The sequence below is a fragment of the Mesorhizobium sp. LNHC221B00 genome (assembly GCF_000502935.1).
GTDB lineage: Bacteria > Pseudomonadota > Alphaproteobacteria > Rhizobiales > Rhizobiaceae > Mesorhizobium > Mesorhizobium opportunistum.
Map to the genome: position 1 here is coordinate 25,909 of NZ_AYWR01000034.1, position 26,035 is coordinate 51,943.

The 26,035-nt window shown below is 64.6% G+C and carries 15 protein-coding genes; 10 read left to right on the top strand and 5 right to left on the bottom strand.

What is annotated here, in order from left to right; translation table 11 throughout:
* Positions 1-93 precede the first annotated feature (93 nt).
* The 3 genes from aztC to aztA are packed head-to-tail and all read right to left on the bottom strand — an operon-like array spanning position 94 to position 2,744.
* Positions 94-1,035 carry a zinc ABC transporter substrate-binding protein AztC gene (gene aztC / locus X741_RS138830; RefSeq protein WP_023780519.1) on the bottom strand — a complete coding sequence of 314 codons (942 nt, stop codon included), beginning with the start codon at positions 1,033-1,035 and terminating at the stop codon, positions 94-96.
* A 27-nt stretch (positions 1,036-1,062) separates the two neighbouring features.
* Positions 1,063-1,938: a zinc ABC transporter permease AztB gene (gene aztB, locus X741_RS138825; RefSeq protein WP_023780520.1), complete on the bottom strand. Its 876-nt coding sequence runs from the start codon at positions 1,936-1,938 to the stop codon at positions 1,063-1,065.
* Positions 1,938-2,744: a zinc ABC transporter ATP-binding protein AztA gene (gene aztA / locus X741_RS138820; protein ID WP_023780521.1), complete on the bottom strand. Its 807-nt coding sequence runs from the start codon at positions 2,742-2,744 to the stop codon at positions 1,938-1,940. The genes aztB and aztA overlap by 1 nt, the downstream gene beginning before the upstream one ends.
* A gap of 223 nt (positions 2,745-2,967) precedes the next feature.
* On the opposite strand from aztA, the gene X741_RS138815 reads away from it, so the two are divergent.
* Positions 2,968-3,312 (top strand): RidA family protein, encoded by a 345-nt coding sequence (locus X741_RS138815; RefSeq protein ID WP_023780522.1) that lies wholly within the window; start codon positions 2,968-2,970, stop codon positions 3,310-3,312.
* 180 nt (positions 3,313-3,492) lie between these two features.
* Here the strand turns inward: X741_RS138815 and X741_RS1000000171245 are convergent, their stop codons facing one another.
* On the bottom strand, positions 3,493-5,571 hold the full coding sequence (locus X741_RS1000000171245) for a formimidoylglutamate deiminase (protein ID WP_245272800.1): 2,079 nt from the start codon (positions 5,569-5,571) through the stop codon (positions 3,493-3,495).
* 100 nt (positions 5,572-5,671) lie between these two features.
* On the opposite strand from X741_RS1000000171245, the gene hutI reads away from it, so the two are divergent.
* The 8 genes from hutI (at position 5,672) to X741_RS138770 (ending at position 23,909) form a co-directional block, all read left to right on the top strand.
* A complete protein-coding gene (gene hutI / locus X741_RS138805; protein ID WP_023780524.1) occupies positions 5,672-6,907 on the top strand; it encodes an imidazolonepropionase in 1,236 nt (411 codons plus the stop codon).
* Positions 6,904-8,439 carry a histidine ammonia-lyase gene (gene hutH, locus X741_RS138800; RefSeq protein ID WP_023780525.1) on the top strand — a complete coding sequence of 512 codons (1,536 nt, stop codon included), beginning with the start codon at positions 6,904-6,906 and terminating at the stop codon, positions 8,437-8,439. Before hutI ends, hutH begins: the two co-directional genes overlap by 4 nt.
* 292 nt (positions 8,440-8,731) lie before the next feature.
* Positions 8,732-9,547 (top strand): N-formylglutamate deformylase, encoded by an 816-nt coding sequence (gene hutG, locus X741_RS138795; protein WP_023780526.1) that lies wholly within the window; start codon positions 8,732-8,734, stop codon positions 9,545-9,547.
* Positions 9,548-9,578: 31 nt separating this feature from the next.
* A complete protein-coding gene (hutU, locus tag X741_RS138790; RefSeq protein WP_023780527.1) occupies positions 9,579-11,249 on the top strand; it encodes a urocanate hydratase in 1,671 nt (556 codons plus the stop codon).
* 12 nt (positions 11,250-11,261) lie between these two features.
* Positions 11,262-11,867, top strand: coding sequence for a HutD family protein (locus tag X741_RS138785; protein WP_023780528.1), 606 nt, complete (start codon positions 11,262-11,264; stop codon positions 11,865-11,867).
* Between the two features lie 265 nt (positions 11,868-12,132).
* On the top strand, positions 12,133-20,730 hold the full coding sequence (locus X741_RS138780) for a glucoamylase family protein (protein WP_023780529.1): 8,598 nt from the start codon (positions 12,133-12,135) through the stop codon (positions 20,728-20,730).
* Between the two features lie 373 nt (positions 20,731-21,103).
* The gene (locus tag X741_RS138775; RefSeq protein WP_023766558.1) at positions 21,104-22,876 is read left to right on the top strand and encodes a glucan ABC transporter ATP-binding protein/ permease; all 1,773 of its coding nucleotides are present in this window, start codon (positions 21,104-21,106) and stop codon (positions 22,874-22,876) included.
* A gap of 196 nt (positions 22,877-23,072) precedes the next feature.
* The gene (locus X741_RS138770) at positions 23,073-23,909 is read left to right on the top strand and encodes a heme ABC transporter permease (RefSeq protein WP_023780530.1); all 837 of its coding nucleotides are present in this window, start codon (positions 23,073-23,075) and stop codon (positions 23,907-23,909) included.
* A 114-nt stretch (positions 23,910-24,023) separates the two neighbouring features.
* Here X741_RS138770 and X741_RS138765 read toward each other — a convergent pair whose 3' ends face one another.
* The gene (locus X741_RS138765; RefSeq protein WP_023780531.1) at positions 24,024-25,082 is read right to left on the bottom strand and encodes a D-TA family PLP-dependent enzyme; all 1,059 of its coding nucleotides are present in this window, start codon (positions 25,080-25,082) and stop codon (positions 24,024-24,026) included.
* Positions 25,083-25,328: 246 nt separating this feature from the next.
* Here X741_RS138765 and X741_RS138760 point away from each other — a divergent pair, with 246 nt between their 5' ends.
* A complete protein-coding gene (locus tag X741_RS138760; protein WP_023780532.1) occupies positions 25,329-26,015 on the top strand; it encodes a D-lyxose/D-mannose family sugar isomerase in 687 nt (228 codons plus the stop codon).
* Positions 26,016-26,035 lie beyond the last annotated feature (20 nt).

Sequence of the window (26,035 nt, forward strand, 5' to 3'; positions counted from 1 at the left end):
ATCCGCATCGAGAAAATTCTCAGCCAAATAGCCATTGTGCGCGGAAAAATCCAACCGGGCCAATGCGACCCGATTGGATAGCGCTGGCTCGCCTCAGCTGCCGAGGATCGCGCCTTTGATCTGGCGGATGTTGTTGTGCATCATGTCGATATAGGTCGAGGCCGGGCCGTCGGGCTGCGACAGCGCGTCCGAATACAGCGTGCCGCCCACCTTGATGCCGGTTTCATCGGCGATCTGCTCGATCAGGCGCGGATTGGTGATGTTCTCAACGAAGATCGCGGCCGCCTTGTCCTGCTTCACCTGCGTGACCAGCTTGGCGACGTCGGCTGCTGACGGTTCGGAATCGGTCGAGATGCCTTGCGGGGCGAGGAAAGTCAGGCCGTATGCGTGCTCGAAATAGCCGAACGCATCGTGCGAGGTGATGACGACGCGCTTCGCCGCCGGGATCGACTGGATCGCCGCCTTCACTTCGCCTTCCAGCGCATCGAGCTTCTTGGTGTAGGTCGCGGCATTGGTCTGGTAGGAGACGCAACCGTCGCTATCGGCCGCGCAGAAGGCCTCGGCGATGTTCTTCACATAGATCCTGGCGTTGGCGATCGATTGGAAGGCGTGCGGGTCGGTGACCGTTTTGCCGCCGCCGGTGCCGGCGCCTTCGGCGGCGTCCGCGTCGGCGAATTCAGGTTTGAAGTCGATCGGCGTGACCCCCTTGGTCAAGGTGATGATCGAGGCCTTGGTCGCGCTGGCATCGACCAGCCGTTGCAGGAAACCTTCGAAATGCAGGCCGTTGACCAGCACGATATCGGCATTGGCCATGGCCACAGCATCGGCCGGGCTCGGTTCGTAGACATGTGCGTCGCCATCAGGCCCGACGATGGTGGTGACATCGATGCGGTCGCCGCCGACGTTTTTGGCGAAATCGGCGATGACCGTGAAGCTGGCGACCACCTTCAGCGGTGCCGTGAAGGCCGATGATGCGCCAAAGGTGGTTAATGTTATAACGCTCATCACCAGGGCGGCACGGAGTGATTTCAGCATGGTCAAGTCTCCTTTGGGGGGCGGGGATCAGGCCGTTCTGTGACGGTGGTGGATGATGCGGGCGCGCAGAATGCCGCGCGTGCCGAACAGGATCGAGGCGAAATAGACGACGCCGGACGACAGGATGATGGCCGGGCCGGACGGCAGCGAGGCGTGATAGGACAACAGCAGCCCTGCGATGCAGGAGGCAAAGCCGATCAGCACGGCCAGCACGCACATCGGCTCGACGCGCACGGTCCAGAAGCGGGCGGCAGCGGCCGGCAGCATCATCAGCCCGACCGACAGAAGCGTGCCGAGCGCCTGGAAGCCGCCGACCAGATTGAGCACGACGAGGCCGAGGAAGATGAAGTGCACCGGACTGCCCATGCGGCTGACCGAGCGCAGGAACAGCGGATCGAGGCATTCGGCGACCAATGCCCGCCAGAAGATGGCAAGGCTGGCTAGAGTTACCGCAACGATGCCGCCGATCAGCGTCAGCGCTTCGTTGTTGAGTGCCAGCACGGTACCGAACAGCACATGCATGAGATCGACACTGGAGCCGCGGATCGACACCATCAGCACGCCGATGGCGAGCGAGATCAAATAGAAGGCGGCCATCGAGGCGTCCTCGCGCTGGATGGTGAAGCGCGAGACCGCACCGGCGCCGAGCGCGACGATGACGCCGGCGATCAGGCCGCCAATCGTCATCGGCAGGATTTCCAGCCCATAGAACAGGAAGCCCGCGGCCGCACCCGGCAGGATGGCATGCGCCATGGCATCGCCGGACAGGCTCATGCGCCGCAGCATCAGGAAGACGCCGACCGGGCAGGCGCCGAGCGACAGCATCAGCGAGCCGACCAGCGCCCGTTGCATGAAGGCGAAATCGGCGAAGGGTGCGATCAAGAGACCGTAGAGCGTGTCCATCAGGCAGCCCTCGGTCCGGCGCCGTGCTGATGATCATGGTCGTGTCCATGATGATCGTGCCCATGGGCGTGCTCGTCCGGTTCGCACCAGGGAGCGTTTTCCTCCCAGGCCTCGTGGAAACGGCGTGCGCGCAAAAGATTTTCCGGCTTCAACGTTTCCCTGGTTTCGCCCCAGGCGATGGGCTGGCGGGCCAAAAGCAGCGTTTCGGGGAAATTCTGGCGCACCAGGTCGAGGTCATGGACGACGACCATGATGGTGCGTTCCTCGCCATGCCAGCGCTTGATCAGCGCGATCAGGTCGCCGACCGTCTTGGCGTCGACGGCGTTGAACGGCTCGTCGAGCAGGATCAGGTCGGCATCCTGCAGCAGCACGCGGGCAAACAATGTGCGCTGCAACTGCCCGCCCGACAGCGTGTCGATCGGCCGCTTCTCGAAACCGCCGAGGCCGACCGCCATCAGCGCCTGGCTGACGGATTCGCGGTCTTCCTTGGTGTAGCGGCCGAGCATGCCGCGCTTCGGCCACAGGCCGAGCGAGACCAGATCGACGACGCGCGCCGGGAAGGAACGGTCGAGTTCCGATTGCTGGGGAAGATAGGCGGCGCGCACGCCAGGCGCCCGGATCACGCTGCCGGCCATCGGCTTGAGAACCCCGACAATACCCTTCATCAGCGTCGACTTACCCGAACCGTTGGCGCCGACCACGGCCGTCAGCGAACCCTTGCGGATCGTGCCGTCGAGGTGATGGATCGCGGGATGGCTGTTGTAGCCCAGCGTCAGGTCACGGAATGTCAGGCAGGTCTGGGTCATATCATTCCGTGGGCAGGTCACATCCGGCTGCATGCAGAGGCCGGTTGGATATGTGATGTTATTACATTAGTCAACAAGCCAATCCGGCGGAATTGCGGCCGGCGGCTCAACTTGCCGTGAATCCTGTCCCTGGCTGGTCCAAGGGGATTCGGGCCGGCGGCCTTGCCCGAAGCAAGTCGCGACTCTAAAGAGGCGCGACTGACAAAAGGAAGGAAAACATCCCATGAGCATTCGTCGCATCGATGTAGGTCCGCGCATGACCCAGATCGTCATCCATGGCAACACCGTCTACCTGGCCGGCCAGGTCGGCGAGCCGGGCGGCAACGTTGCCTCGCAGACCCGGGATATCCTGGCGACCATCGACGAGTTGCTGGCCAAGGCCGGCACCGACAAGACCATGATCCTGCAAGCAATCATCTGGCTGGACGACATGGGCACCTTCGCCGAGATGAATGCGGAATGGGACAAGTGGGTGCCAAATGGCCACACGCCCGCCCGCGCCACCGGCGAAGCCAAGCTCGCCAGCCCGGAATATCTGGTCGAGATCATTATCACGGCGGCGATTTGAGGCGTTGAAACCGCCAATCTCCCCCCTCGTGGGGGAGATGCCTGGCAAGGCAGAGAGGGGCGCTGTCCCGCCGGCCTTTCCGTTTTTCGAGTAAGTTCATGGCAGGCAAAATCGAGGGTCGCGCTCTACGACGCCCCCCTCTGGCCTGCCGGCCATCTCCCCCACGAGGGGGGAGATCAGCTACCCCTGCGGCCTGAACCTTGCCACCAGCGTGTGGCTCTCGGCCGCGTAGGTGAAGCGGACATGGGTGACCGGGTGTTCGGCGCTCCATGTCCGTCGTTCGACCACCAGGCAAGGCGCGCCGGCGCCGATGTCGAGCGCTGCCGCGATGTGCCTGTCGGCGGCAACCGCGCGGATGCGGTGCTCGGCCTCGCTCCACGGCACGCGGCCGATCAGCCACGGGCCAGGCGCGACATCGAGAAATTCTTCGTCGGCCGCTCCAGGCACGGCGGCGAGGTTGATCAGCCGCTGTTCATGCGCGAACGGCCGCTTGCCGGCGAAGTGCCGGCATTCCAGCGCCAGCACCGATCCGGCGGCGTCGAGTTCCAGCAGGCCGCGATCCTCAGTGGTGCTGCGCCTTTTGTGCCGCGCTACGCGCTCGTAGCGATAGGCTAGGCCAAGCGCTTCGACCTCGATCCTGATGTCGTGGATTTCCAGCACCGCCGCCTGCGACTGCGGCTGGCGGACGAAACTGCCGGAGCGCCGCCGCCGTTCGATCAGCCCGGCCTTGGCCAGCTGCGACAGTGCCTTGTTCACCGTCATGCGCGAACAGCCATATTGGTCAGTCAGTTCATGCTCGAACGGGATGCGATGGCCGGGCGCCCACGTGCCGGACAGGATCTTCTCGCTGATGTCGGACAGGATGCGCTGGTGGAGCGAGCCGCCGCCGATGTCGGCATCCGCTATTGCGACCGCGTTCATGCTGAAAGTGCTGTCATGACGCTGCGAAACCGCGCGGCGATGGCCTCGCGCTTGGCATGCTTGCCGGCACTGACTTGCTTTTGCCCATGCACCCAGACGCAATCGACCTTGCTGCCGTTGGCGAAGATCCAGGCATCGAGGATCGCGTCGCCTNAGCGAGGCGTTGTCGGCATCGAGCGAGACGAGATCGGCGGCGGCGCCAGGGGCGATCTCCGAGGTGCCGGCGCCAAGCGCGACGCTGCCTCCGTCGAGTGCCGCGTCGAACAGCGCGCGCCCGGTCGAACCGCCTGCCATCGCCAGCACGTTGCGGGCGCGGTGGGCGAGGCGCTGCGAATATTCGAGCTGGCGCAATTCGTCGGGCAGGCCGATCAGCACGTTGGAATCGGAGCCGATGCCGAAGCGCCCGCCATGTTCCCGGAACAACGGTGCGGCAAAGGTGCCGTCGCCGAGATTGGCCTCGGTGATCGGGCACAGGCCGGCAATGGCGCCGCTCCTGGCCATGCCGATGGTTTCCGCATCGGTCATGTGGGTGGCGTGGATCAGGCACCAGCGCTGGTCGACCTCAGCGTTGGCGAGCAAGAATTCGACCGGACGCGCACCGGACCAGGCGAGGCAGTCTTCGACTTCCTTCACCTGCTCGGCGACATGAATGTGGATCGGCCCATCGGGCGCCAGTGCCGCGATGGCCGTGAGTTCCTCGGGCGTCGCGGCGCGCAGGCTGTGCGGTGCGACGCCGACGACAGCTTGATTCAACGCGCGAACCGATTCGCGGCTTTTCTCAACGAGCCGGGAGAACTGATTCACATCGTTGACGAATCGCCGCTGGCCCTCGTTTGGAGCCGCGCCGCCAAAAGACGAATGCGCGTAAAACACCGGCAGCAGCGTCAGGCCAATGCCGGTTTCGCCGGCCGCTGCCGCGACCCGCTCGGCCATCTCGGCAGGATTGGCGTAGGGTTTTCCGTCACGATCATGATGCAGATAGTGAAATTCGCCGACCCGTGAAAAGCCGGCCTCCAGCATTTCGACATAGAGCTGCGCGGCAACCGCCTCGACCTGGTCGGGCGTCATCGACAGCGCGAAGCGGTACATCACCTCGCGCCAGCTCCAGAAACTGTCTGCGGAAGGGCCGCGAAGCTCGGCAAGCCCCGCCATGCCGCGCTGGAAGGCGTGGCTGTGCAAATTGGGCATGCCGGGCAGCACAATGGAATGACGCTCGTCGCCGGCCGATGCAACGGCTCCGGGCTCGACGGCCGTAACGCGTCCATTGGCGAAAATGATCCGCACATTGTTGTGCCAGCCATCGGGAAGGAGAGCCTGTTCCGCAAGGATCGCTGTCACTTTTTTCTCTCCGCTTCCCTGTCTTGCATGCGATGATAGCACTTGCAGTGTGTTTCAATATGTATATACATAATCGCCGCCGATTGAAACGGAAAAGATGATGGCCGCAGAGAGCAAAAGCCGGGCAGGGGATCTTCGTCTGTGGCGCAATGCGCGCCTGGCGACCATGGCCGAAAGTTCCGCCGGACTTGGTGTCGTCGAACATGGCGCGGTCGCCGCACGCGATGGCCGCATTGTCTATGCCGGCCCGGAATCGGAGATGCCGGCGGCATTTTTGCGGGGCGCCGAGACCGTCGATTGCGACGGCCGCTGGATCACGCCGGGCCTGATCGACTGCCACACGCATCTTGTCTATGCCGGCAACCGCGCCAACGAATTCGAGATGCGGCTGGACGGCGCGACCTATGAGGAAGTCGCCCGGGCCGGCGGCGGTATTGTGTCCTCGGTCAAGTCGCTGCGCGCCGCCAGCGAGGATGAGCTCGTTGCCCAGACGCTGCCGCGCCTCGATGCGCTGATGGCCGAGGGTGTCACGTCGGTCGAAGTAAAATCGGGCTATGGCCTCGATCTCGACAATGAAAAGAAGTCGCTGCGCGCCGCCCGCCGGCTGGGCGCAGAACGGGCGGTGACGATCCGCGCGACCTGTCTGGCTGCGCATGCCCTGCCGCCCGAAGCAAAGGGGGACAAGGACGCTTTTATCGATCTGGTCGCCAAGCAGATTGTTCCGGCGGTTGCCGCCGAAGGACTGGCGGATGCGGTCGACGGTTTTTGCGAAGGCATAGCGTTCTCGCCGGAGCAGATGGCGCGCGTTTTCGATGCCGCCAAGGCCTTGGGCCTGCCGGTCAAGCTTCATGCCGACCAACTGTCCAACCTGCACGGCGCCGAACTTGCCGCGCGCTATGGCGCGTTGTCGGCGGATCATCTCGAATACACGGACGAGGCGGGCGCTGCCGCGATGGCGAAGGCCGGCACGGTGGCGACCATCCTGCCCGGCGCTTACTATTTCATCCGCGAAACGAAGAAGCCGCCTGTCGACTTGTTCCGCCGCCATGGCGTGAAGATGGCGGTGGCGACGGACAGCAATCCCGGCACCTCGCCGCTCACCTCGCTGTTGCTCACCATGAATATGGCGGCGACGCTCTTTGGCTTGACCGTCGATGAGTGCCTTGCCGGCGTCACCCGCGAGGCCGCGCGTGCGCTTGGCCTTCTCGACGAGGCCGGCACGCTGGAAGCCGGAAAATCCGCCGACCTGGCGATCTGGGACATCGAGCGCCCCGCCGAACTCGTCTACCGCATGGGCTTCAACCCGCTCCATGCCCGCATCTGGAGAGGACAATGACCGAACTGACCCTGAAGCCCGGCAATGCGACGCTGGCCGACTGGCGCGCCATTTATCGTGGCGCCGTGCCAAAACTCGACGACGCCTGCCGTCCAAAGATCAAGGCGAGTGCCGAGGCCGTCGCCAGGATCGTCGCCAAGGGTGAGCCCGTCTATGGCATCAACACCGGATTCGGCAAACTGGCCAGCGTCCGCATCCCGGCCAGTGATCTCGAGACCTTGCAGCGCAACATCGTGCTGTCGCACGCCGCCGGCGTCGGTGAACCGATGCCGGTTGCCGTGGCCCGGCTGATGATGGCGCTGAAACTTGCGAGCCTGGCGCAGGGCGCCTCCGGCGTCCGCTCCGAGACGATCGAGTTGCTCGAGGCAATGCTCGCCAACGACGTCATCCCGGTGGTGCCGGCGCAAGGTTCCGTCGGCGCCTCCGGCGATCTCGCGCCGCTGTCGCACATGACGGCGGTGATGATCGGCGTCGGCGAATGCTTCACCCCGCATGGCCGCTTTCCGGCCAAGGTCGCCTTCGTCTCGCATGGGCTGGAGCCGGTGACATTGGGCGCCAAGGAAGGTTTGGCGCTGCTCAACGGCACGCAGTTCTCGACCGCCTATGCGCTCGCCGCCCTGTTCGAGGCCGAAGTGCTCTACCAGTCGGCGCTGGTTGCCGGCGCGCTCTCGACCGACGCGGCCAGGGGCTCCGACGCGCCCTTCGATCCTCGCATCCATGTGCTGCGAAAGCATCCCGGCCAGATCGAGACGGCGGACGCGCTGCGCAATTTGATGGCCGGCAGCGCCATCAGGGAATCGCACCGTGTCGGCGACGAGCGGGTGCAGGATCCTTACTGCCTGCGCTGCCAGCCGCAGGTCATGGGCGCTGCGCTCACCGTGCTGCGTCAGGCCGCCGAGACGCTCGGCACCGAAGCAAACGGCGTCACCGACAATCCGCTGATCTTCGCCGAGGACGACACCGCGCTTTCCGGCGGCAATTTCCACGCCGAGCCGGTGGCCTTCGCCGCCGACATGATCGCGCTTGCGGTCTGCGAGATCGGCTCGCTGTCGGAACGCCGCATCGCCATGCTGGTCGACCCCGCGCTGTCCGGCATGCCGGCCTTCCTGACGCCGAAGCCCGGCCTGAACTCCGGCTTCATGATCCCGCAGGTGACGGCGGCCGCGCTCGTTTCGGAAAACAAGCAGAAGGCCTATCCGGCGAGCGTCGATTCCATTCCGACCTCGGCCAACCAGGAAGACCACGTCTCGATGGCCGCGCATGGCGCCCGCCGCCTGATAGGCATGGTCGAGAATGCCACCGCGGTGATCGGCATCGAGTTGCTGGCCGCCGCGCAGGGCTGCGATTTCCATGCCCCGCTGGCCTCGAGCGATGCGCTGGAAGCCGTGCGCAAGCTGGTCCGGGACGAGGTGCCGCATCTCGACAACGACCGCCACTTCCACCCCGACATGGAAAAGGCGATCGCCATGGTCCGCAGCGGCGCGACCGTGAGGGCGGCGGGTGCGGTGGCGTTGCCGGGAATTGCATCGTGAGACGGCACGCTCTGATAGATCGAGTTCTGTCGCGCCCCCCTCTGTCCTGCCGGACATCTCCCCCTCAAGGGGGGAGATCAGCAGCTTCTTTGGCGCCGCCCGTTCTCCCACGCTGGCGATTGGCGAAAGCCGGCGTGACAGCCAATCTCCCCCCAAGAGGGGGAGATGTCCGGCAGGACAGAGGGGNGCGATTGGCGAAAGCCGGCGTGACAGCCAATCTCCCCCCAAGAGGGGGAGATGTCCGGCAGGACAGAGGGGGGCGCCGTAGAGCTCCAACCTGCGGAGGTTTCGCATGACACCTCCTTGGCTGACAGTAAAACAAGGCACCGCGCCGTTGCTGGTGTCGATCCCACACACCGGCATCGACCTCGCCGGCCTCGAAAACCGACTGGTGTCGCCCTGGCTCGGACGCCGCGACTGCGACTGGTGGATCGACAATCTTTATGATTTTGCCACCGACCTCGGCGCGACGATCGTCCACACCGCCATTTCGCGCACGGTGATCGACGTCAATCGAGACCCTTCGGGTGTTTCGCTCTATCCCGGCCAGACGACGACCGGACTCTGTCCGACCGAGACCTTCGATGGCGACCCGCTTTACCGCATGGGTGATGAGCCGACACCGGCGGAAATCGACCGGCGCCGCGAAACCTATTTCGAGCCCTACCATGCCGCCCTGCAGGCCGAGATCGCCCGGCTGCGCGGCATGCACGACAAGACCGTCCTCTACGATTGTCATTCGATCCGCTCGGTGCTGCCGCGCCTGTTCGAAGGCACGCTGCCGGTCTTCAATCTCGGCACCAATGACGGCAAGAGCGCCAACCCGGCGCTGCAGGAGAAGGTGGCTGCAATCTTGGCCGGCACCGGCGAAAGCTGGGTGATCAACGGTCGCTTCAAGGGTGGCTGGATCACGCGCAGCTTCGGCCAGCCGCAGAACAGTGTCCATGCGCTGCAGATGGAACTCTCCAACCGGGGCTACATGCGCGAGCCCGACGAGAAGGGCTCGCCGGAGAACTGGCCGGTCCCTTACGACGCCACCTATGCGGCGCCGATCCGCGCCACGCTGAAGACCATCCTCGAAACCGCGATCGACTGGGCAGCGCGCTGACGCGCCGCCGTCTTGCTTGAAAGGGATAATGATGACCAATCCTCGCCACAACATCCGCGAAGTGCGCAGCCCCCGCGGCGACAAGCTCAATGCCCGGTATTGGACGACCGAGGCGCCGCTGCGCATGCTGATGAACAATCTCGATCCCGACGTCGCCGAGAACCCCAACGAACTGGTCGTCTATGGCGGTATCGGCCGGGCGGCGCGCACCTGGAACGATTTTGACAGCATCGTTGCCTCGCTGAAGACACTTGGCGAGGACGAGACGCTCTTGGTGCAGTCCGGCAAGCCGGTCGGTGTGTTCCGCACGCACGCGGATGCGCCCCGCGTCCTGATCGCCAACTCCAACCTGGTGCCGCACTGGGCGAATTGGGATAAATTCAACGAGCTCGATAAGAAGGGCCTGATGATGTACGGCCAGATGACGGCCGGCTCGTGGATTTACATCGGTACGCAAGGCATCGTGCAGGGCACCTACGAGACCTTCGTCGAGGCCGGCCGCCAGCACTATGGCGGCAATCTCAAGGGCAAGTGGATTCTGACCGGCGGCCTCGGCGGCATGGGTGGCGCCCAGCCGCTGGCCGCCGTCATGGCCGGCGCCTGCTGCCTGGCGATCGAATGCAATCCTGATTCGATCGATTTCCGCTTGCGCACCCGTTATGTCGACGAGAAGGCCGAGACGCTCGACGAGGCGATGGCGATGATCGAGCGCTGGACCAAGGCTGGCGAGGCGAAGTCGGTCGGCCTGCTCGGCAATGCGGCCGAGATCGTGCCCGAAATGTTCAGGCGCGGCATCCGCCCCGACATGGTCACCGATCAGACCTCGGCCCACGACCCCATCAACGGCTATCTGCCGAAGGGATGGACCATGGCCGAGTGGCGCGAGAAGCGCGTCAGCGACCCCAAGGCGGTCGAAAAGGCTGCCCGCGCCTCGATGCGCGAACATGTCGAAGCGATGGTGGCGTTCTGGAACGCCGGCGTGCCGACACTCGACTACGGCAACAACATCCGCCAGGTGGCCAAGGACGAAGGTTTTGAGAACGCCTTTGCCTTCCCCGGCTTCGTGCCCGCCTATATCCGGCCGCTGTTTTGCCGCGGCATCGGTCCGTTCCGCTGGGCCGCACTTTCGGGCGATCCCGAGGACATCTACAAGACCGACACCAAGGTGCGCGAACTGACGCCGGGCAACACCCATCTGCACAACTGGCTGGACATGGCGCGCCAGCGCATTTCCTTTCAAGGGCTGCCGGCGCGCATCTGCTGGGTCGGTCTCGGCGACCGGCACCGGCTCGGCCTCGCCTTCAACGAGATGGTGGCCAAGGGTGAGCTCAAGGCGCCGGTCGTCATCGGCCGCGATCACCTCGATTCGGGTTCGGTCGCTTCGCCCAACCGCGAAACCGAAGCCATGAAGGACGGGTCGGATGCCGTCTCCGACTGGCCGCTGCTCAATGCGCTGCTCAACACGGCGTCGGGCGCCACCTGGGTATCGCTGCATCACGGCGGCGGCGTCGGCATGGGGTTTTCCCAGCATGCCGGCATGGTCATCGTCGCCGACGGCACGCCGGACGGCGCAAGGCGGCTGGAGCGGGTGCTGTGGAACGACCCGGCGACCGGCGTCATGCGCCACGCCGACGCCGGCTACGACATCGCCATCGACTGCGCCAGGGAGCACCAGCTCAACCTGCCGGGCATTCTCGGTTGACAGGCTGAACTCATGCGCATCCTTCGCGCCGCCGATTACCGCGTCATGCGGTGGAAGAACGGCGGCGGCACGACGACCGAGATCGCCGTCTCGCCCGCCGGTGCCGAGCTCGACGATTTCGACTGGCGCGTCTCGATGGCGCGCGTCGAAGGCAGCGGCCCATTCTCGCAGTTTGCCGGGATCGATCGCACGCTCGCCATACTTGAAGGCGACGGCATCGTGCTCGATATTGCCGGCCGCCCGCCGACATCGGTCAACAGGACAACCGCCCTGTTTTCCTTTCCGGCCGACGTACCGACGGCCGCCAAGCTGGTTGGCGGGCCGATCACCGACCTCAACGTCATGACCCGCCGCGGCAGGACGACGCACTCGGTCGAACGCCTGGCCGTTTCTGCCCCAATGGAAATCCGGACGGAGCCCGGCACGACCCTCATCCTGTGCCTGGACGGGGAGGTGGTCATCGCCGCCGCCGAACCGGCTCGCCTTGGTCCGCTCGACACGCTGCTGGTCGAGCGCGACGCCGTCACCCTGCCTATCCAGCCCAGCCTGCTTGCCCAGCCTACCCATGACACGACGCTGTTCGTGATCCGCATCGGCGGCATCCGCGGCAACGATTAACGCTTGTTTCCAAACATGATCGCGATGCCGGCGAAATATAGCGTAAGCTCTTGCCGGCATCACGAAAAAGCCTGAATCCTCCCCGTCGATCGACCCCGACGAGGAGAGGGGCGCTCGTCTTTGAATGTTGTCGAGAGATGACGCCTGTCGCGGTGCGGAAGCAAACTTTCGGCAAGTGGGATCATGCAACCAATTGCATTTGAATCGGTTTTAGGGCCATTGCCGTGGCGGTGACGCCGCTGAGTGGCCGCTTACGGAATTTTCAATGAATATTCAGACGAATCCAGCACACATCGAGAAGACGAGCGCGAGCTTTCCGGCCATCACGGAAGAGCCGATAAGATCGACCTTCCTGCCGGAGGAACGCCTCCGGCTGCTCGGTGAAAGCCTGGCAAAAGGCGATCTCACCGACCTGTTCGGTCTGACGCCATTCGACTTCCAGGCCCGCATCCGCGACAGCGCCAAGAAGATACTGGAAGTCTACCGGTCGACCAATGCCGCACAGGGCAAGGGAGAGACGATCACCCCGGCCGCGCAATGGCTGCTCGACAACAACTACCTGGTCGAGGAGACCATTTTCCAGGTCAAGCGCGATCTGCCGCGCCGCTTCTATCGCCAGTTGCCGACGTTGAAGCTGCCCGATGGCGGCACCGTGCCGCGCGCGCTGGCGCTGGCCTGGACCTATGTGGCGCATTCGGACAGTTCCGTCTCGGCAACCATGTTCAAGGCGATCGTCCAGGGTTTTCAGTCGGTCGAGCCGCTGAAGATCGGCGAACTCTGGGCCCTGCCGTCGCTCCTGCGCTTCGTGCTGATCGAGAATCTCCGCCGGCTGGCGGTCAGGGTCAATCGCACCCGCCAGATGCGCCAGATCTCAAACGACGTTGCCGACAAGGTGCTGGCGACCGACGACAGCGCCGACCGGCAGGCGATCCTGGCCAATTTCTGCGCGCATGCGCAGGACACCACCTTTGCCACCCAGCTTCTCTATCGCCTGCGCGATGGGTCGCAGAATGCCGGCAAGGCCCTGGAATGGCTTGAAGGCGAGCTCGAGAAGACCGGCTCCGATGCCGAGGAGATCATCATCTCCGAGCACCACACGCTCTCCAGCGGCAATGTGACGACCGGCAACATCATCCGCGGGCTGCGCCTCATCAACGACGTCGACTGGACGGTGTGGTTCGAGGGCGTCAGCCGTATCGATACGGTGCTGCGCGAGCGCACCGACTTCGCCGCTCTCGACTTCTTCTCGCGCGATCAATACCGCACCGCGATCGAGGAATTGGCGCGCCGTTCGAACCTGTCGGAATACCGCGTCGCCGAAAAGGCCATCGAACTGGCCGGCCAAGCCGCAAGCGAACATGCCGCCAGTGAACTTGCACCGGCTGGCGATGCTGCTGATTCCGTGCCGGCTCCGTCCGCGCACACCGATGTCGGCTTCTTCCTCGTCGGCCCGCGCCGGCTGGAGCTGGAGAAGGCGATCGGCTATCGGCAGACGATCAGCCAGACGGTCAAGCGCACCTTCGCCAAGACCGGATGGGTGGGCATCGTGCTGCCGGTGTTTGCTTTGACCGCTCTGCTGCTTGTCGTCACCGGCAATGCCTTGGCCAACCTCGGTCTGTCGGTGACCTCGATCGTCCTGATGCTGGCTCTGTTTGCCGTACCGGCGAGCGAGGGCGCGCTGGCGTTCTTCAACACCGTGGTCTCGCTGTTCCTCAAGCCGACACGCCTTATCGGCTATGACTACAGGCATGGCGTGCCGCCCGAGGCGCGCACGCTCGTGGTGGTGCCGTCGCTGATCGGCTCGCGTGACGATGTCGAGGAAAACATCCGCAACATCGAAGTGCACTACCTCGCCAATCTCGCGGACGAGATCCATTTCGCGCTGCTGTCGGACTGGCCCGACAGCAAGATCGAGATCGATGCGGCCGACACCGAGATCCTCGAATTCGCCCACGCCGAGATCGCCCGCCTCAACGCCCGCTATCCCTCGGAAGGCGCACCGCGCTTCTACATCCTGCATCGCCGCCGGCTCTTCAACGCGGCGCAAGGCGCCTGGATGGGCTGGGAGCGCAAGCGCGGCAAGCTGCATGAGCTTGACCTTTTGCTGCGTGGCGACAGCGACACCACCTTCCTGCCCTTGGAGGTGCCGCTGCCGGAGAAAGTCGTCCATGTGATGACGCTCGACGCCGATACGCGCACCACCCGCGACGCGGTAGCGACCCTGGTCGGCAAGCTCTGCCATCCGCTCAACCGCCCGCATTTCGACGCAACGCGGCGCGTCGTCACCGCCGGCTATACAATCCTGCAGCCGCGCATCACCGCTTCGCTCACCAGCGGCGACGAAGCCTCGTTCTTCCAGCGTGTGTTCTCGGCCAACCGCGGCCTCGACCCCTATGTCTTCGCCGTCTCGGACCTCTATCAGGATGTCTTCGGCGACGGCTCCTTCACCGGCAAGGGCCTCTATCACGTCGACGCCTTCGAGGCGGCGCTGAAGGGCCGCATCGAGGAAAACACCATCCTCAGCCACGATCTGCTCGAGGGCGCGCTGGCGCGTTCGGCGCTGGTCACCGATGTCGAGCTGGTCGAGGACTACCCGACCCGTTACTCCGTCGATGCCTCGCGCCACCATCGCTGGGCACGCGGCGACTGGCAGCTCCTGGGCTTCATCCTCGATCCGCGCTCCGGCGTTCCGGCCTTGTCGCGCTGGAAGATGATCGACAATCTGCGCCGTTCGCTGACGCCCATCTTCTGGGTGATGGCGGCGATCGCCGGCTGGACCTTGCTGCCCTTCACGCAGGCCGCGCAATGGCAGGCCTTGCTGATCCTCAGCCTGTTCATGGCGCCGACCTTCGACGTCGTCAACGCCATCCTGCCCAAGAGCGGCGACCAGACGCCGCGCGGCCATTTCTCGGCACTCGCCCGCGACGTCGCCTTCGGCACCGCCATGGTGGCGCTGAAGATCGTGCTGATGGCGCACAACGCCTGGATGATGGGCGATGCCATCGTGCGCACGCTCTACCGGCTGTTCGTCAGCCGCCAGAACCTTCTGGAATGGCGCACCGCTTCGCAGGCCCACAAGGCCGGCGACAACGATATCGGCTCGTACTACGGCATGATGTACGGCGCCGTGATCATCGGCTTCGTCGGCCTCGCCATTCCAGTGCTGGCCGATTCCACCGGCGCCTTCGTCGCCTTCTTCTTCGCGCTGTTCTGGATCGGCTCGCCGGCGATCGCCAGCTGGATCAGCCGCTCGGCGGAAACCGAGGACCGCTTGCGCATATCGCAGGCCGATATCCATACGCTGCGCACCGTGGCGCGGCGCACCTGGCATTATTTCGAAACCTTCGTCACGGCAGAGCATCACCATCTGCCGCCCGACAATTTCCAGGAGAGCCCGGCGCCGGTCGTGGCGCCGCGCACCTCGCCGACCAATGTCGGTGTCTACCTCTTGTCGGTCGTCTCCGCGCGCGATTTCGGCTGGATCAGCCTGTCCGACGCCATCACCCGCATCGACGCCACCATGGCGACCATCGAGAGCATGCCGCGCGAGCGCGGCCACCTCTTCAACTGGTATGACACCACGACGCTGAAGCCGCTCTATCCGCTCTATATTTCCGCTGTCGACAGCGGCAACCTCGCTGGCCATCTTGTCGCGGTGGCGGCTGCCTGTGCCGAATGGGCGGAAGCGCCTTCCGTTCACCTCCAGGGCGATTTCGAGGGCATTCTCGACACCGTCACCATCCTCAGTGAAAGCCTCGATGAGCTGCCTGACGACCGCCGCCAGTTGCGGCCCTTGCGCCAGCGTCTCGTCGACCGCCTCGACGGCATGCGGCGCGCGGTCGATACTATTAAGGCGCAGCCGGAGATGGCCTCGATCCGCACCATCAACCTGGCCGTGCTGGCGGGCGAGATCCGCAAGCTGGCCACCGCCATCCATACCGAGGCGGCATCGGCCCAGAGCGACATCATCGTCGACTGGGCGGCCAGGCTGGAAGCGACTTGCGAGGCGCATGTCCACGATGCTCACAGCGACGAAAACGCCGTCGAGGCGCTACGCGCCAAGCTCCTGACCTTGCGCGAGCGCACACGCCGTTTCGCCTTCGAGATGGAATTTGCCTTCCTGATGCGACCGGAACGCAAGCTTCTGTCGATCGGCTACCGGGTCGAGGAACATCAGCTCGATGAAAGCTGCTACGACCTTCTCGCGTCCGAGGCGCGGCTGACCAGCCTGTTCGCCATCGCCAAGGGCGACCTGCCGACCGAGCACTGGTTCCGGCTCGGCCGCCCGATCGTCGAGATCGGCTTCCAGGGCTCGCTGATGTCCTGGTCGGGCTCGATGTTCGAGTATCTGATGCCGCCGCTGGTGATGAAGGAGCCGCAAGGCTCGATCCTCAACCAGACCAGCAAGCTGATCATCAAGCGCCAGATGCAGTACGGCCGCCAGAAGAACGTGCCGTGGGGCATTTCGGAAGCGGCCTACAATGCCCGCGACCGGGAACTGACCTACCAGTACACCAATTTCGGCGTGCCCGGGCTTGGGCTGAAGCGCGGCCTTGGCCAGAACACGGTGATCGCACCCTATGCCACCATACTGGCGGCGCAGTTCAACCCGCGCGAAGCCGTGCAGAATCTTGCGCGTTTGCGCGAGATCGGCGCGCTTGGTCCCCATGGCTACTACGATGCGGTCGATTTCACGCCGCAGCGCGTGCCTGAAGGCACCAACCATGCGGTCGTGCTGAATTACTATGCGCACCATTCGGGCATGTCGATCGCAGCGGTGGCCGACGCGATCTTCGAGGGTCGCCTGCGCGACCGCTTCCACAGCGATCCGGTCATCGAATCGGCCGAACTCTTGCTGCAGGAGAGGGCGCCGCGCGACATTCCGACGGCGACCGTCCGCACCGAGGCCGACGAGCGCTCCAAGGACGAGACCGAGATCGAGAGCCCCGATACCCGCATCGTGCTTGATCCCATGCGGGCGCTGCGTTCGACCAACGTGATGTCGAACGGCCGCTATTCGGTAATGGTGACCGCGACCGGTTCCGGCTACAGCCGCTGGGGCGATCTTGCCGTCACGCGCTGGCAGCCCGACCCGGTCGAGGACCGGCTTGGTTCCTACATTTTCCTGCGCGACGCCACCACGGGCGACTGGTGGTCGGCGACATCGGAGCCCAAGCGCGCGGCCGAGGAAAAGACGCAGACCCTGTTCTCCGACGACAAGGCGAGCTTCGTAAAGTTGGTTGGCACGCTGCGATCCGAAGTGGAATGCATCGTCGTCTCCGAAGGCAATGGCGAAGGCCGGCGCGTCACCTTGTTCAACGAAGGGCCGACCGACCGTCACATCGAAGTGACCTCCTTTGCCGAGCTGGTGCTGGGTTTGGAGGCTTCCGACAACGCGCATCCGGCCTTCTCGAAGATGTTCGTGGAGACCGAAATCGCCGCCAACAACGGCGCGATCTTCGCCACGCGCCGCAAGCGTGAAACCAGCGAGCCCGACATCACCCTGGTGCATTTCGTCACCGATCCGTCCGGGCCGGCGCGTGACGCCGAGGCGGAGACCGACAGGCGCGCGTTCATCGGCCGTGGCCGCACCATCGTCGATGCCGCCGCCTTCGATCCCGGCGCCAGGCTCGCCGGCCGCTCCGGCTTCACGCTCGATCCCATCTGCTCGCTGCGCCGCCAGGTGCGCGTGCCCGCCAACAAGAAGATATCGCTGACTTTCTGGACCGTCGTCGGGGCCAACCGCACCGAGCTGGAGGAGGCCATAAACCGCCTCGACCATCAGGAGAGCTTTGCCCGCCAGGCCATGCTTGCCTGGACCCGCAGCCAGGTGCAGACCCGTCATATGGGCCTCAGCCTCGCCGATGCCGCCAATGTGCAGAAACTGGCGCGCTATCTGATCTATCCCGATCCGTTCCTGCGCCTGCCGGCCGATTCCATCGCTGCGGGCCTTGGCAAGCAGTCCAGCCTGTGGCCGACCAGCATTTCCGGCGACTTCCCGATCTTCCTGGTCAGGATCGGCGATGTCGCCGATCTGGAGATCGTTGCCCAGGCGCTGCGCTTCCAGGAATACATGCGCACCCGCGGCATGATGATCGACTTCGTCGTCGTCAACGAGCAGGCATCGTCCTACGTCCAGGACCTGCAGCGTGCCGTCGAGACGCTGTGTGAAAACAGCCGTCTGCGCGGCAAGGAGCTCGGCCCCCGACAGCACATTTTCGCGGTGCGCCGCGACCTGATGGAAGAAACCACCTACAGGACGCTGCTCGCCGTCGCCCGGGTGGTGCTGCACACGCGCAACGGCACCATCTTCGACCAGATCGAGCGGGCCGATGCGGCTGCCTTGCAGGCACGCGACGGCCTTCAGCCGGCCGGGCTGCCGGCTCCGCGCGAAATTCCGGCGCCGGCGACGCATGCGTTCGCCTCGCAGGCCCTGGCCGATGTCAGCGCCGATGGCGCCGGCCTCAGCCAATGGAACGGTTTCGGTGGCTTCGACGGGGACGGGCGGCACTATGTGGTGCGCCTTGCCGGCCGTCGCACCACGCCGCAGCCGTGGATCAACGTCGTCTCAAACGCTTCTTTCGGCTTCCACACCTCGGCCGAGGGTGCTGCCTTCACCTGGAGCCGCAACAGCCGCGACTACCAGTTGACGCCGTGGTCGAACGACCCGGTCTCGAACCGGCCGGGCGAGGGCATCTACATCTACGACCAGGCCAGCGGCCGGGCATTCTCGCCGCTCGCGGCCATGGTGCGCGATCCCTCGATGACCTACGAGGCCTGGCATGGCCAGGGCTTCTCGACCTTCCGCTCGAAGCGCGGGCCTCTGTCGATGGACCTGACCCATGTCGTCGATCCCATCGATCCGGTGAAGATCACGCGCCTGCGCATCCAGAACTCCGGCTCGGTGCCGTCGCGGCTGCGCGTCTATGCCTATGCCGAATGGGTGCTCGGCGGGCATCGGTCCCGCACCGCGGCAACCATCGTCCCGTCGCGCGACGGCGCGACCGGCGCGTTGCTGGCGCAAAACCCATACGGCCTCGATTTCAGTGAGCGGGTGGCTTTCCTCGCCGCCGATGCCGGCGTCCACTCGGTGACGGCGGACCGCGCCGAATTCCTCGGCCGGCATGGCTCCAGCGAGCTGCCGCAGGCGGTGCTGAGCGGTGCGGCCTTGTCGGGCCGTGTCGAGGCCGGAGACGATCCTTGCGCGGCGATCGCCCGCGACATCGAGATTCCGGCCGGTGGCGACGTTACGCTGCTCTGGCTGCTCGGTGACGCCGAGTCCTCCGCGCAGGCGAGCGCGCTGGTGGAAAGGCACCGCGGCAAGGATTTCGACCAGCGCCTGGCTGACAACGAGCGCGAGTGGCGCGGTTTCCTCGACACCATCCAGGTCGAGACGCCGGACAAGGCCCTCGATGCCATGGTCAATCACTGGCTGCCCTACCAGAGCCTTGCCTGCCGCATCCGCGCCCGCTCGGCCTTCTACCAGGCGAGCGGCGCCTTCGGCTTCCGCGACCAGTTGCAGGACACGCTGTCTCTGCTGGCGCACGATCCGACGCTGGCGCGCGACCAGATCCTCAATGCCGCGCGGCGGCAGTTCCCCGAGGGCGATGTGCAGCACTGGTGGCTGCCGCGCACCGGAGCCGGCGTGCGCACCATGATCTCCGACGACGTGGTCTGGCTGGCTCATGCCACGGCGCGCTATCTGACGGTGACCGGCGACGCCGGCATCCTGAAGGAACAATTGCCCTTCATCGACGGGCAGGCGCTGGGCGAGGGCGAACACGATGCCTTCTTCACCCCGGAAATCTCGAAGAAGACCGTGTCGCTCTACGACCATTGCGCGCGTGCGCTCGACCTTGCCATCAAGCGCAGCAGTCCCGGCGGCCTGCCGCTGATCCTCGGCGGCGACTGGAACGACGGCATGAACCGCGTTGGCGAGCACGGCAAGGGCGAGAGCGTGTGGCTGGGCTGGTTCCTGCTGAAGACGCTGGGCGATTTCGCCCCCGTCGCCAAGGCCGAGGGCGACACCAAGCGCGCGCAGGCCTGGGCAAAGCATGCCGAGGCGCTGAAGCGGGCGCTTGAAAGCACGGCGTGGGACGGCGAATGGTACCGGCGCGGCAGCTTCGACGACGGCACGCCTCTGGGCTCCCGCACGTCGCAGGAGTGCAAGATCGACTCCATCGCACAATCCTGGAGCGTGCTTTCGGGCGAGGGCGACCCGGCGCGGTCGACGACGGCGATGCAGCAGGCGACCAAGCTGCTCGTCGAAGACAAGCTCAAGATCGTGAAACTGTTCACGCCGCCCTTCTCGAAGACGCAGAAGGACCCCGGCTATATCAAGAGCTATCCGCCGGGCGTGCGCGAGAATGGCGGCCAGTACACCCACGCCGCCACCTGGTTCGTCATTGCGCTGGCCGAGATGGGGCTGACCGACGAAGCCTATCGCTGCTTCTCGATGCTGAATCCGGTCAACCACGCCTTCGACGAGGCCTCGGCCGAGCATTACCGTGTCGAACCCTATGTGGTCGCTGCCGACATCTATGCCGGAGACGACAAGGGAGGCCGTGGCGGCTGGACCTGGTACACCGGCTCGGCCGGTTGGCTCTACCGGGCGGCGGTCGAAGGCATTCTCGGCATCGAACGGCGCGGCAAGCAGATCACATTACGGCCAAAACTGCCCAGCCACTGGGATGGCTACCAGGCTTCGCTCAAAATGCTGGGCGCCGAGATCAAGGTTCATGTCGTTCGCGACAAAAAAACCAAGACCATCTCGCTTGAAGTCAATGGTTCGAAGACAAAGTCCGCGTCCTTCGAACCCAAAGCCGGCAGCCAGACCGAGGTTGTGGTCAAGATACCGGGGTGAAATCAAAAGGTTAATCCGACCCATCGCGCGTCCTGCGGGGCGCGCGAAGCCGCGCCCGGTTTACTTGCGCGAGATCCGCGGCGGCAACCGGCGGGTGGCCCCTGAATAGGCCGTTCAAGCCTGCTGTGATTAAAAATGTGGCACTGCTCTGCCGTTGCCATGATTTTGCCGCAAGGCTGACATTTCACCTTTTATCTCAAACTGTTAGGTGATCACGTCAGATTTCGCATCGTCGTCATCTTTTGTTCGCTAAATGGGAACGGAAGCGATAGACGGGCATTGTTTTGCGACGCGTCAACCGTTACGTGTCATTAAATGGTGCAGTGCACAATACTGGAATTGAGCACAATAGAGAGTTGGCGGAGTAGCTGAAGTGTCACTTCTGCAGATCTATTGGAGAGCGCTGGGGTATTTGGCCGCCGACAAGAAGCGCGTCGCGCTGATTTGCGGCGCCAACATCGCCCTTGCCGCCATCGCCATCCTGGAGCCAATCATGTTTGGCCGGGTGATCGATGCAATTTCCGCGCATGGCTCGGTATTCTCCACGCTTGCCGTGTGGGCCGGTTTGGGCGCCTTCAACGTCCTAGCTTTCGTTCTCGTGGCGCGCGGCGCCGATCGCTTTGCTCACGCCCGGCGCAGCGAAGTGCTGTGCCAGTCCTTCGAGCGCGTCATCACCATGCCGCTTGCCTGGCACCATCAGCGCGGCACGTCGAACGCCTTGCACACGCTGCTGCGCGCGGTGGAGACGCTGTTCAGCCTGTGGCTCGAATTCATGCGCCAGCATCTGTCCACGGCGGTTGCACTTGTCCTGCTGGTGCCGACCGCACTTAGCATGGATGTGCGTATGTCGATGGTGCTGCTTGGCCTCGGCATCCTCTATGTCGGCATCGGCCGTCTGGTGATGAAGCGCACCAAGGCCGGCCAGGCCGCCGTCGAGCGCCACTATCACAAGGTGTTCGCGCATGTGACGGACTCCGTCAGCAACGTCGCTGTTCTCCAGAGCTACAATCGCCTTGGCCATGAGGCCGAGACCCTGCGCCGCTATGTCAAGAACCTGCTCGACGCGCAGAATCCGGTGCTCGACTGGTGGGCCATCGCCAATGCGCTCAATCGCCTGTCGTCGACCATCTCGATGATGGTGGTGCTTCTGATCGGCGCCTATCTGGTCACCCACGGCCAGTTGCGGGTTGGCGATGTGATCGCCTTTACCGGCTTTGCCACGCTGTTGATCTCGCGGCTCGACCAGATGTCGGCTTTCGCCAACCAGATTTCGGAGGCCCGCGCCAAGCTCGAGGACTTCTACAAGCTCGAGGACTCGGCTGCCGATGTCGCCGAACCGGATGGTTTGCGCGATCTCACCAACGTCACCGGCCACGTCCGCTTCGAGGAAGTCGGCTTCGAATTCCCCAATTCGGGCCAGGGCGTCAGCGATGTTTCCTTCGAGGTCCAGGCCGGCCAGACCGTTGCCATCGTCGGGCCGACGGGCGCCGGCAAGACGACGCTCATCAACCTGCTGCAGCGCGTCTTCTCGCCGTCGCACGGCCGTATCCTGATCGACGGCATCGATACCCGCACCGTGACCCGCAAGTCGCTGCGTCATTCGATCGCCACCGTGTTCCAGGATGCCGGCCTGCTCAATCGTTCGATCGAGGACAACATCCGCGTCGGCCGCGCCGATGCGACCAATGACGAGATCCATGCCGCCGCCAACGCGGCTGCCGCGCAGGACTTCATCCTGGCCAAGAGCGGCGGCTACGACACCGTGGTCGGCGAGCGTGGCGGCCAGTTGTCGGGTGGCGAGCGCCAGCGCATCGCCATTGCCCGCGCCGTGCTGAAGGATGCTCCGATCCTGGTGCTCGACGAGGCGACCAGCGCGCTCGACGTCGAAACCGAGGACCGCGTCAAGGAAGCGATCGACGAGTTGCGGCGCGACCGCACCACCTTCATCATCGCCCACCGCCTGACCACCGTTCGCGACGCCGACCTGGTCGTGTTCATGGACAAGGGCAAGGTGATCGAGATGGGTGGCTTCGCCGAATTGTCGCTGCGCAACGGCCGCTTCGCCAGCCTGCTGCGCGCCGGCGGCCTGCTCAACGACGAGGAAGTCCGCCGCCTCAGCCGTTCCGTACAGGGCGAGGCCGCGTAAGCAGGTGACGGTTCTTCCTTCTCCCCTTGTGGGAGAAGGTGGATCGGCGCGCAGCGCCGAGACGNCTGGAACACCCCTCATCCGACCTCGCTTCGCGAGGCCACCTTCTCCCGCAAGGGGAGAAGGAAGAGGCTTATACGACTGCGACACAGCCGATCGATTGCCCCGGACGCCCCGGCGGTCTATGTAAAGCCGCATGAGCGACATCACCTCACGCCTGACCGGCTGGACCGATCTTGCCAACCCGACGCGCTTCGTCGGGCTGGCCAACAAGGTTGTGCCGTGGCTGGCAGCGATTGCGGCGCTGGTCCTGGCCGTCGGGCTCTATATGAGCTTCACCGCGCCTGAGGATTTCCAGCAAGGCATCACCGTTCGCATCATGTACATCCATGTGCCTTTCGCCTGGCTCGCCATGATGTGCTACACGCTGATGGCACTCTCGGCGCTCGGCACTCTGGTCTGGCGCCATCCGCTGGCCGATGTCGCGCTGAAATCGGCCGCCCCCATTGGTGCCGCCTTCACCGCACTGGCGCTGATTACCGGCTCGATCTGGGGCAAGCCGATGTGGGGTACATGGTGGGTCTGGGATGCGCGGCTGACCTCGGTCTTCGTGCTGTTCCTGATGTATCTCGGCATCATCGCGCTGACCCGTGCGCTCGATGACGCCAGCCGCGCCGCCTGGGCCGCTGCCATCATCACGCTGGTCGGCTTCATCAACATCCCGATCATCAAATTTTCGGTCGACTGGTGGAACACGCTGCACCAGCCGGCCTCGGTGTTCCGCATGGGCGGATCGACCATCGACGCCTCGATGCTCTGGCCGCTGCTGGTCATGGCTATCGGCTTCACGGTGCTGTTCTTCGCATTGCATCTGATGGCAATGCGCACCGAAATCCGCCGCCGCCGGGTCATCGCCATGCGTCGCGTGGCGGCACGGCAGGCCGAGCGGTCTCCCCCTTCTCCCCTTGTGGGGTCCGAAGGACGGGGCGAGACAAGCGGCTTGCCCCCGGGCGGTGTCGCCGAAGGGGGATGAGGGTGCTCCAGGGAACGCCAACGCCTCACTCCGCTGGAACACCCCTCATCCGTCTCGGCGCTGCGCGCCGATCCACCTTCCCCCACAAGGGGAGAAGGGAAGGCGTTTGTTGGCTTATCCCATCCGCCCGCGCGCGGCCACCGGCAGCGTTTCCAGCACCGTCTCGCCGTCGATCAGGTTGACCTCGTCGAACAAATTGGTGACGACGCAGCAATGGTCGGGCACCACGCGCACGCGCTCGCCGATTTTGAGCGTGCCATCGCCGGAAAGCGTTACGGTGCCATGCTCTTCGCTCAGGCCTGTCACCCGCGCACCGGAGACGCCGAGCAGCTCGCCGAAATCGGGCAGCCCCAGCGTATCGCTGGACAGCGCCTTGCTGCCGCTGTCGAGAATGGCGCGGGTCGGTGTCGGGTGGCTGACCACCGTCGACAGCACCGTCAATGCGCAATCGTCGAGCGAGCCGACGCCTTTGGCGACCTGATAGCGGTCGAGATAGATGTAGGTGCCGGGGCGGTACTCGGTGACGAGGCTGTCCTTGCTGGAACGCCACATGTCCGGTGTGCCGCCGCTGGAGATGCGCTCGCAGGCGAGACCGCAGACGGCAAGCGCCTGGCTGGCGTTGGCGAGCCAGGCTTCGGCCTCCGCCGCACGGCCCGCGGCCGGATAGGTCATCAGCCCTCCGAAGGCGAGGCCTTTGGCCGTGTCGATCTGTCTTGCCAGCCCAACCGCTTCACCCGCTGTCTGTACGCCGCAGCGCCCCATGCCGGTGTCGCACTCGACCAGCACCGTCAGACGATGGCCGGCATCGGTGAAGGTGGCGGCCAGCCCGTCGATGGTCTGCGTGCTGTCTGCCGTCACCGACAAGATTACGCGCCTGTGCAGCGCCAGAAGCCGCTCCAGTTTGGCGCGGCCTAGGATGTTGTAAGGGAGAAAAATATCGGTCAGGCCGGCATCGGCCATCACCTCGGCTTCGCCGATCTTCTGGCAGGTGATGCCGACCGCGCCCGCCGCCACCTGCTTCTTCGCCCAGTAGGGCAGCTTGTGCGTCTTGATATGCGGCCTCAGCTTCAGCCCGTTCTTGTCGGCATGGGCCTGCGCGCGGGCAATATTGGCTTCGGCGCGCGCTGCGTCGATCAGGATCGATGGCGTATCGAGGTCATGGATGGTCGGCATCAGCTGTCACTCCTGAATTCCGCAGGGGTTATGGCCTCGAAAGCGCGTGATGTCACGCAGCCAGCGGACGGGATCGGTGGGCCATCGGTTCACGGCCAGGGCGGGGCAGGCGGCTGGATGGATCGACACCGCACCAGTGTTCGGCTATGCGAATTGCCGTGCATGTCGCCCAAAAGTGGCCAATGGTTTTGGAACAACGGCATGCATGCTGCCAAACAAAGCGTATCGACACGAAGGACCATGATCATGAAACGCTCCGCCATCAACGACATCATCCGCGAAGCCGACGCTTTCATCCGCTCGTTCGGCTACATCATGCCGCCCTTCGCCTATTGGTCACCGCAGGAGATGAAGGCGCGCCAGGTCGATTCCTCCGCCATCTTCACCTCGCGGCTCGGCTGGGACATCACTGATTACGGCCAGGAGAAATTCAACGAGCTTGGCCTGTTCCTTTTCACCGTTCGCAACGGCCGCTACGAGGACATGAAGAAGGGCATGGGCATGCTCTACGCCGAGAAGATCATGATCTCGCGCAAGGACCAGCTCTCGCCGATGCACCGCCACAACATCAAGGCCGAGGACATCATCAACCGCGGCGGCGGTAAGCTGGTGCTGGAACTGTTCATGCACGATCGCGACGGCGGCATCGATCCCAAGGCCGAAGTATCGGTGCCGGTCGATGGAACCATCCACAGGATGCCGGCCGGCGGGCTGCTGAAGCTCGACCCGGGCCAGAGCGTCACGCTGCTGCCGGGCGTCTGGCACGCCTTCTGGGCCGAGGGCAAGGACGTGCTGATCGGCGAGGTGTCGACCGTCAACGACGACCTCACCGACAATGTCTTCCGCGAGCCGATAGGCCGCTTCTCCAACATCGACGAGGATGTCGCGCCGGTGCACCTCTTGGTGTCCGACTATGAGAAGTGGCTGAGGTAGGAAACCCGGCTGGCGTAGAG

Coding starts and splice junctions, on each gene's coding strand:
- aztC (WP_023780519.1), bottom strand. CDS start 1,035: ATGCTGAAATCACTCCGTGCCGCCCTGGTGATGAGCGTTATAACATTA.
- aztB (WP_023780520.1), bottom strand. CDS start 1,938: ATGGACACGCTCTACGGTCTCTTGATCGCACCCTTCGCCGATTTCGCC.
- aztA (WP_023780521.1), bottom strand. CDS start 2,744: ATGACCCAGACCTGCCTGACATTCCGTGACCTGACGCTGGGCTACAAC.
- X741_RS138815 (WP_023780522.1), top strand. CDS start 2,968: ATGAGCATTCGTCGCATCGATGTAGGTCCGCGCATGACCCAGATCGTC.
- hutI (WP_023780524.1), top strand. CDS start 5,672: ATGGCCGCAGAGAGCAAAAGCCGGGCAGGGGATCTTCGTCTGTGGCGC.
- hutH (WP_023780525.1), top strand. CDS start 6,904: ATGACCGAACTGACCCTGAAGCCCGGCAATGCGACGCTGGCCGACTGG.
- hutG (WP_023780526.1), top strand. CDS start 8,732: ATGACACCTCCTTGGCTGACAGTAAAACAAGGCACCGCGCCGTTGCTG.
- hutU (WP_023780527.1), top strand. CDS start 9,579: ATGACCAATCCTCGCCACAACATCCGCGAAGTGCGCAGCCCCCGCGGC.
- X741_RS138785 (WP_023780528.1), top strand. CDS start 11,262: ATGCGCATCCTTCGCGCCGCCGATTACCGCGTCATGCGGTGGAAGAAC.
- X741_RS138780 (WP_023780529.1), top strand. CDS start 12,133: ATGAATATTCAGACGAATCCAGCACACATCGAGAAGACGAGCGCGAGC.
- X741_RS138770 (WP_023780530.1), top strand. CDS start 23,073: ATGAGCGACATCACCTCACGCCTGACCGGCTGGACCGATCTTGCCAAC.
- X741_RS138765 (WP_023780531.1), bottom strand. CDS start 25,082: ATGCCGACCATCCATGACCTCGATACGCCATCGATCCTGATCGACGCA.
- X741_RS138760 (WP_023780532.1), top strand. CDS start 25,329: ATGAAACGCTCCGCCATCAACGACATCATCCGCGAAGCCGACGCTTTC.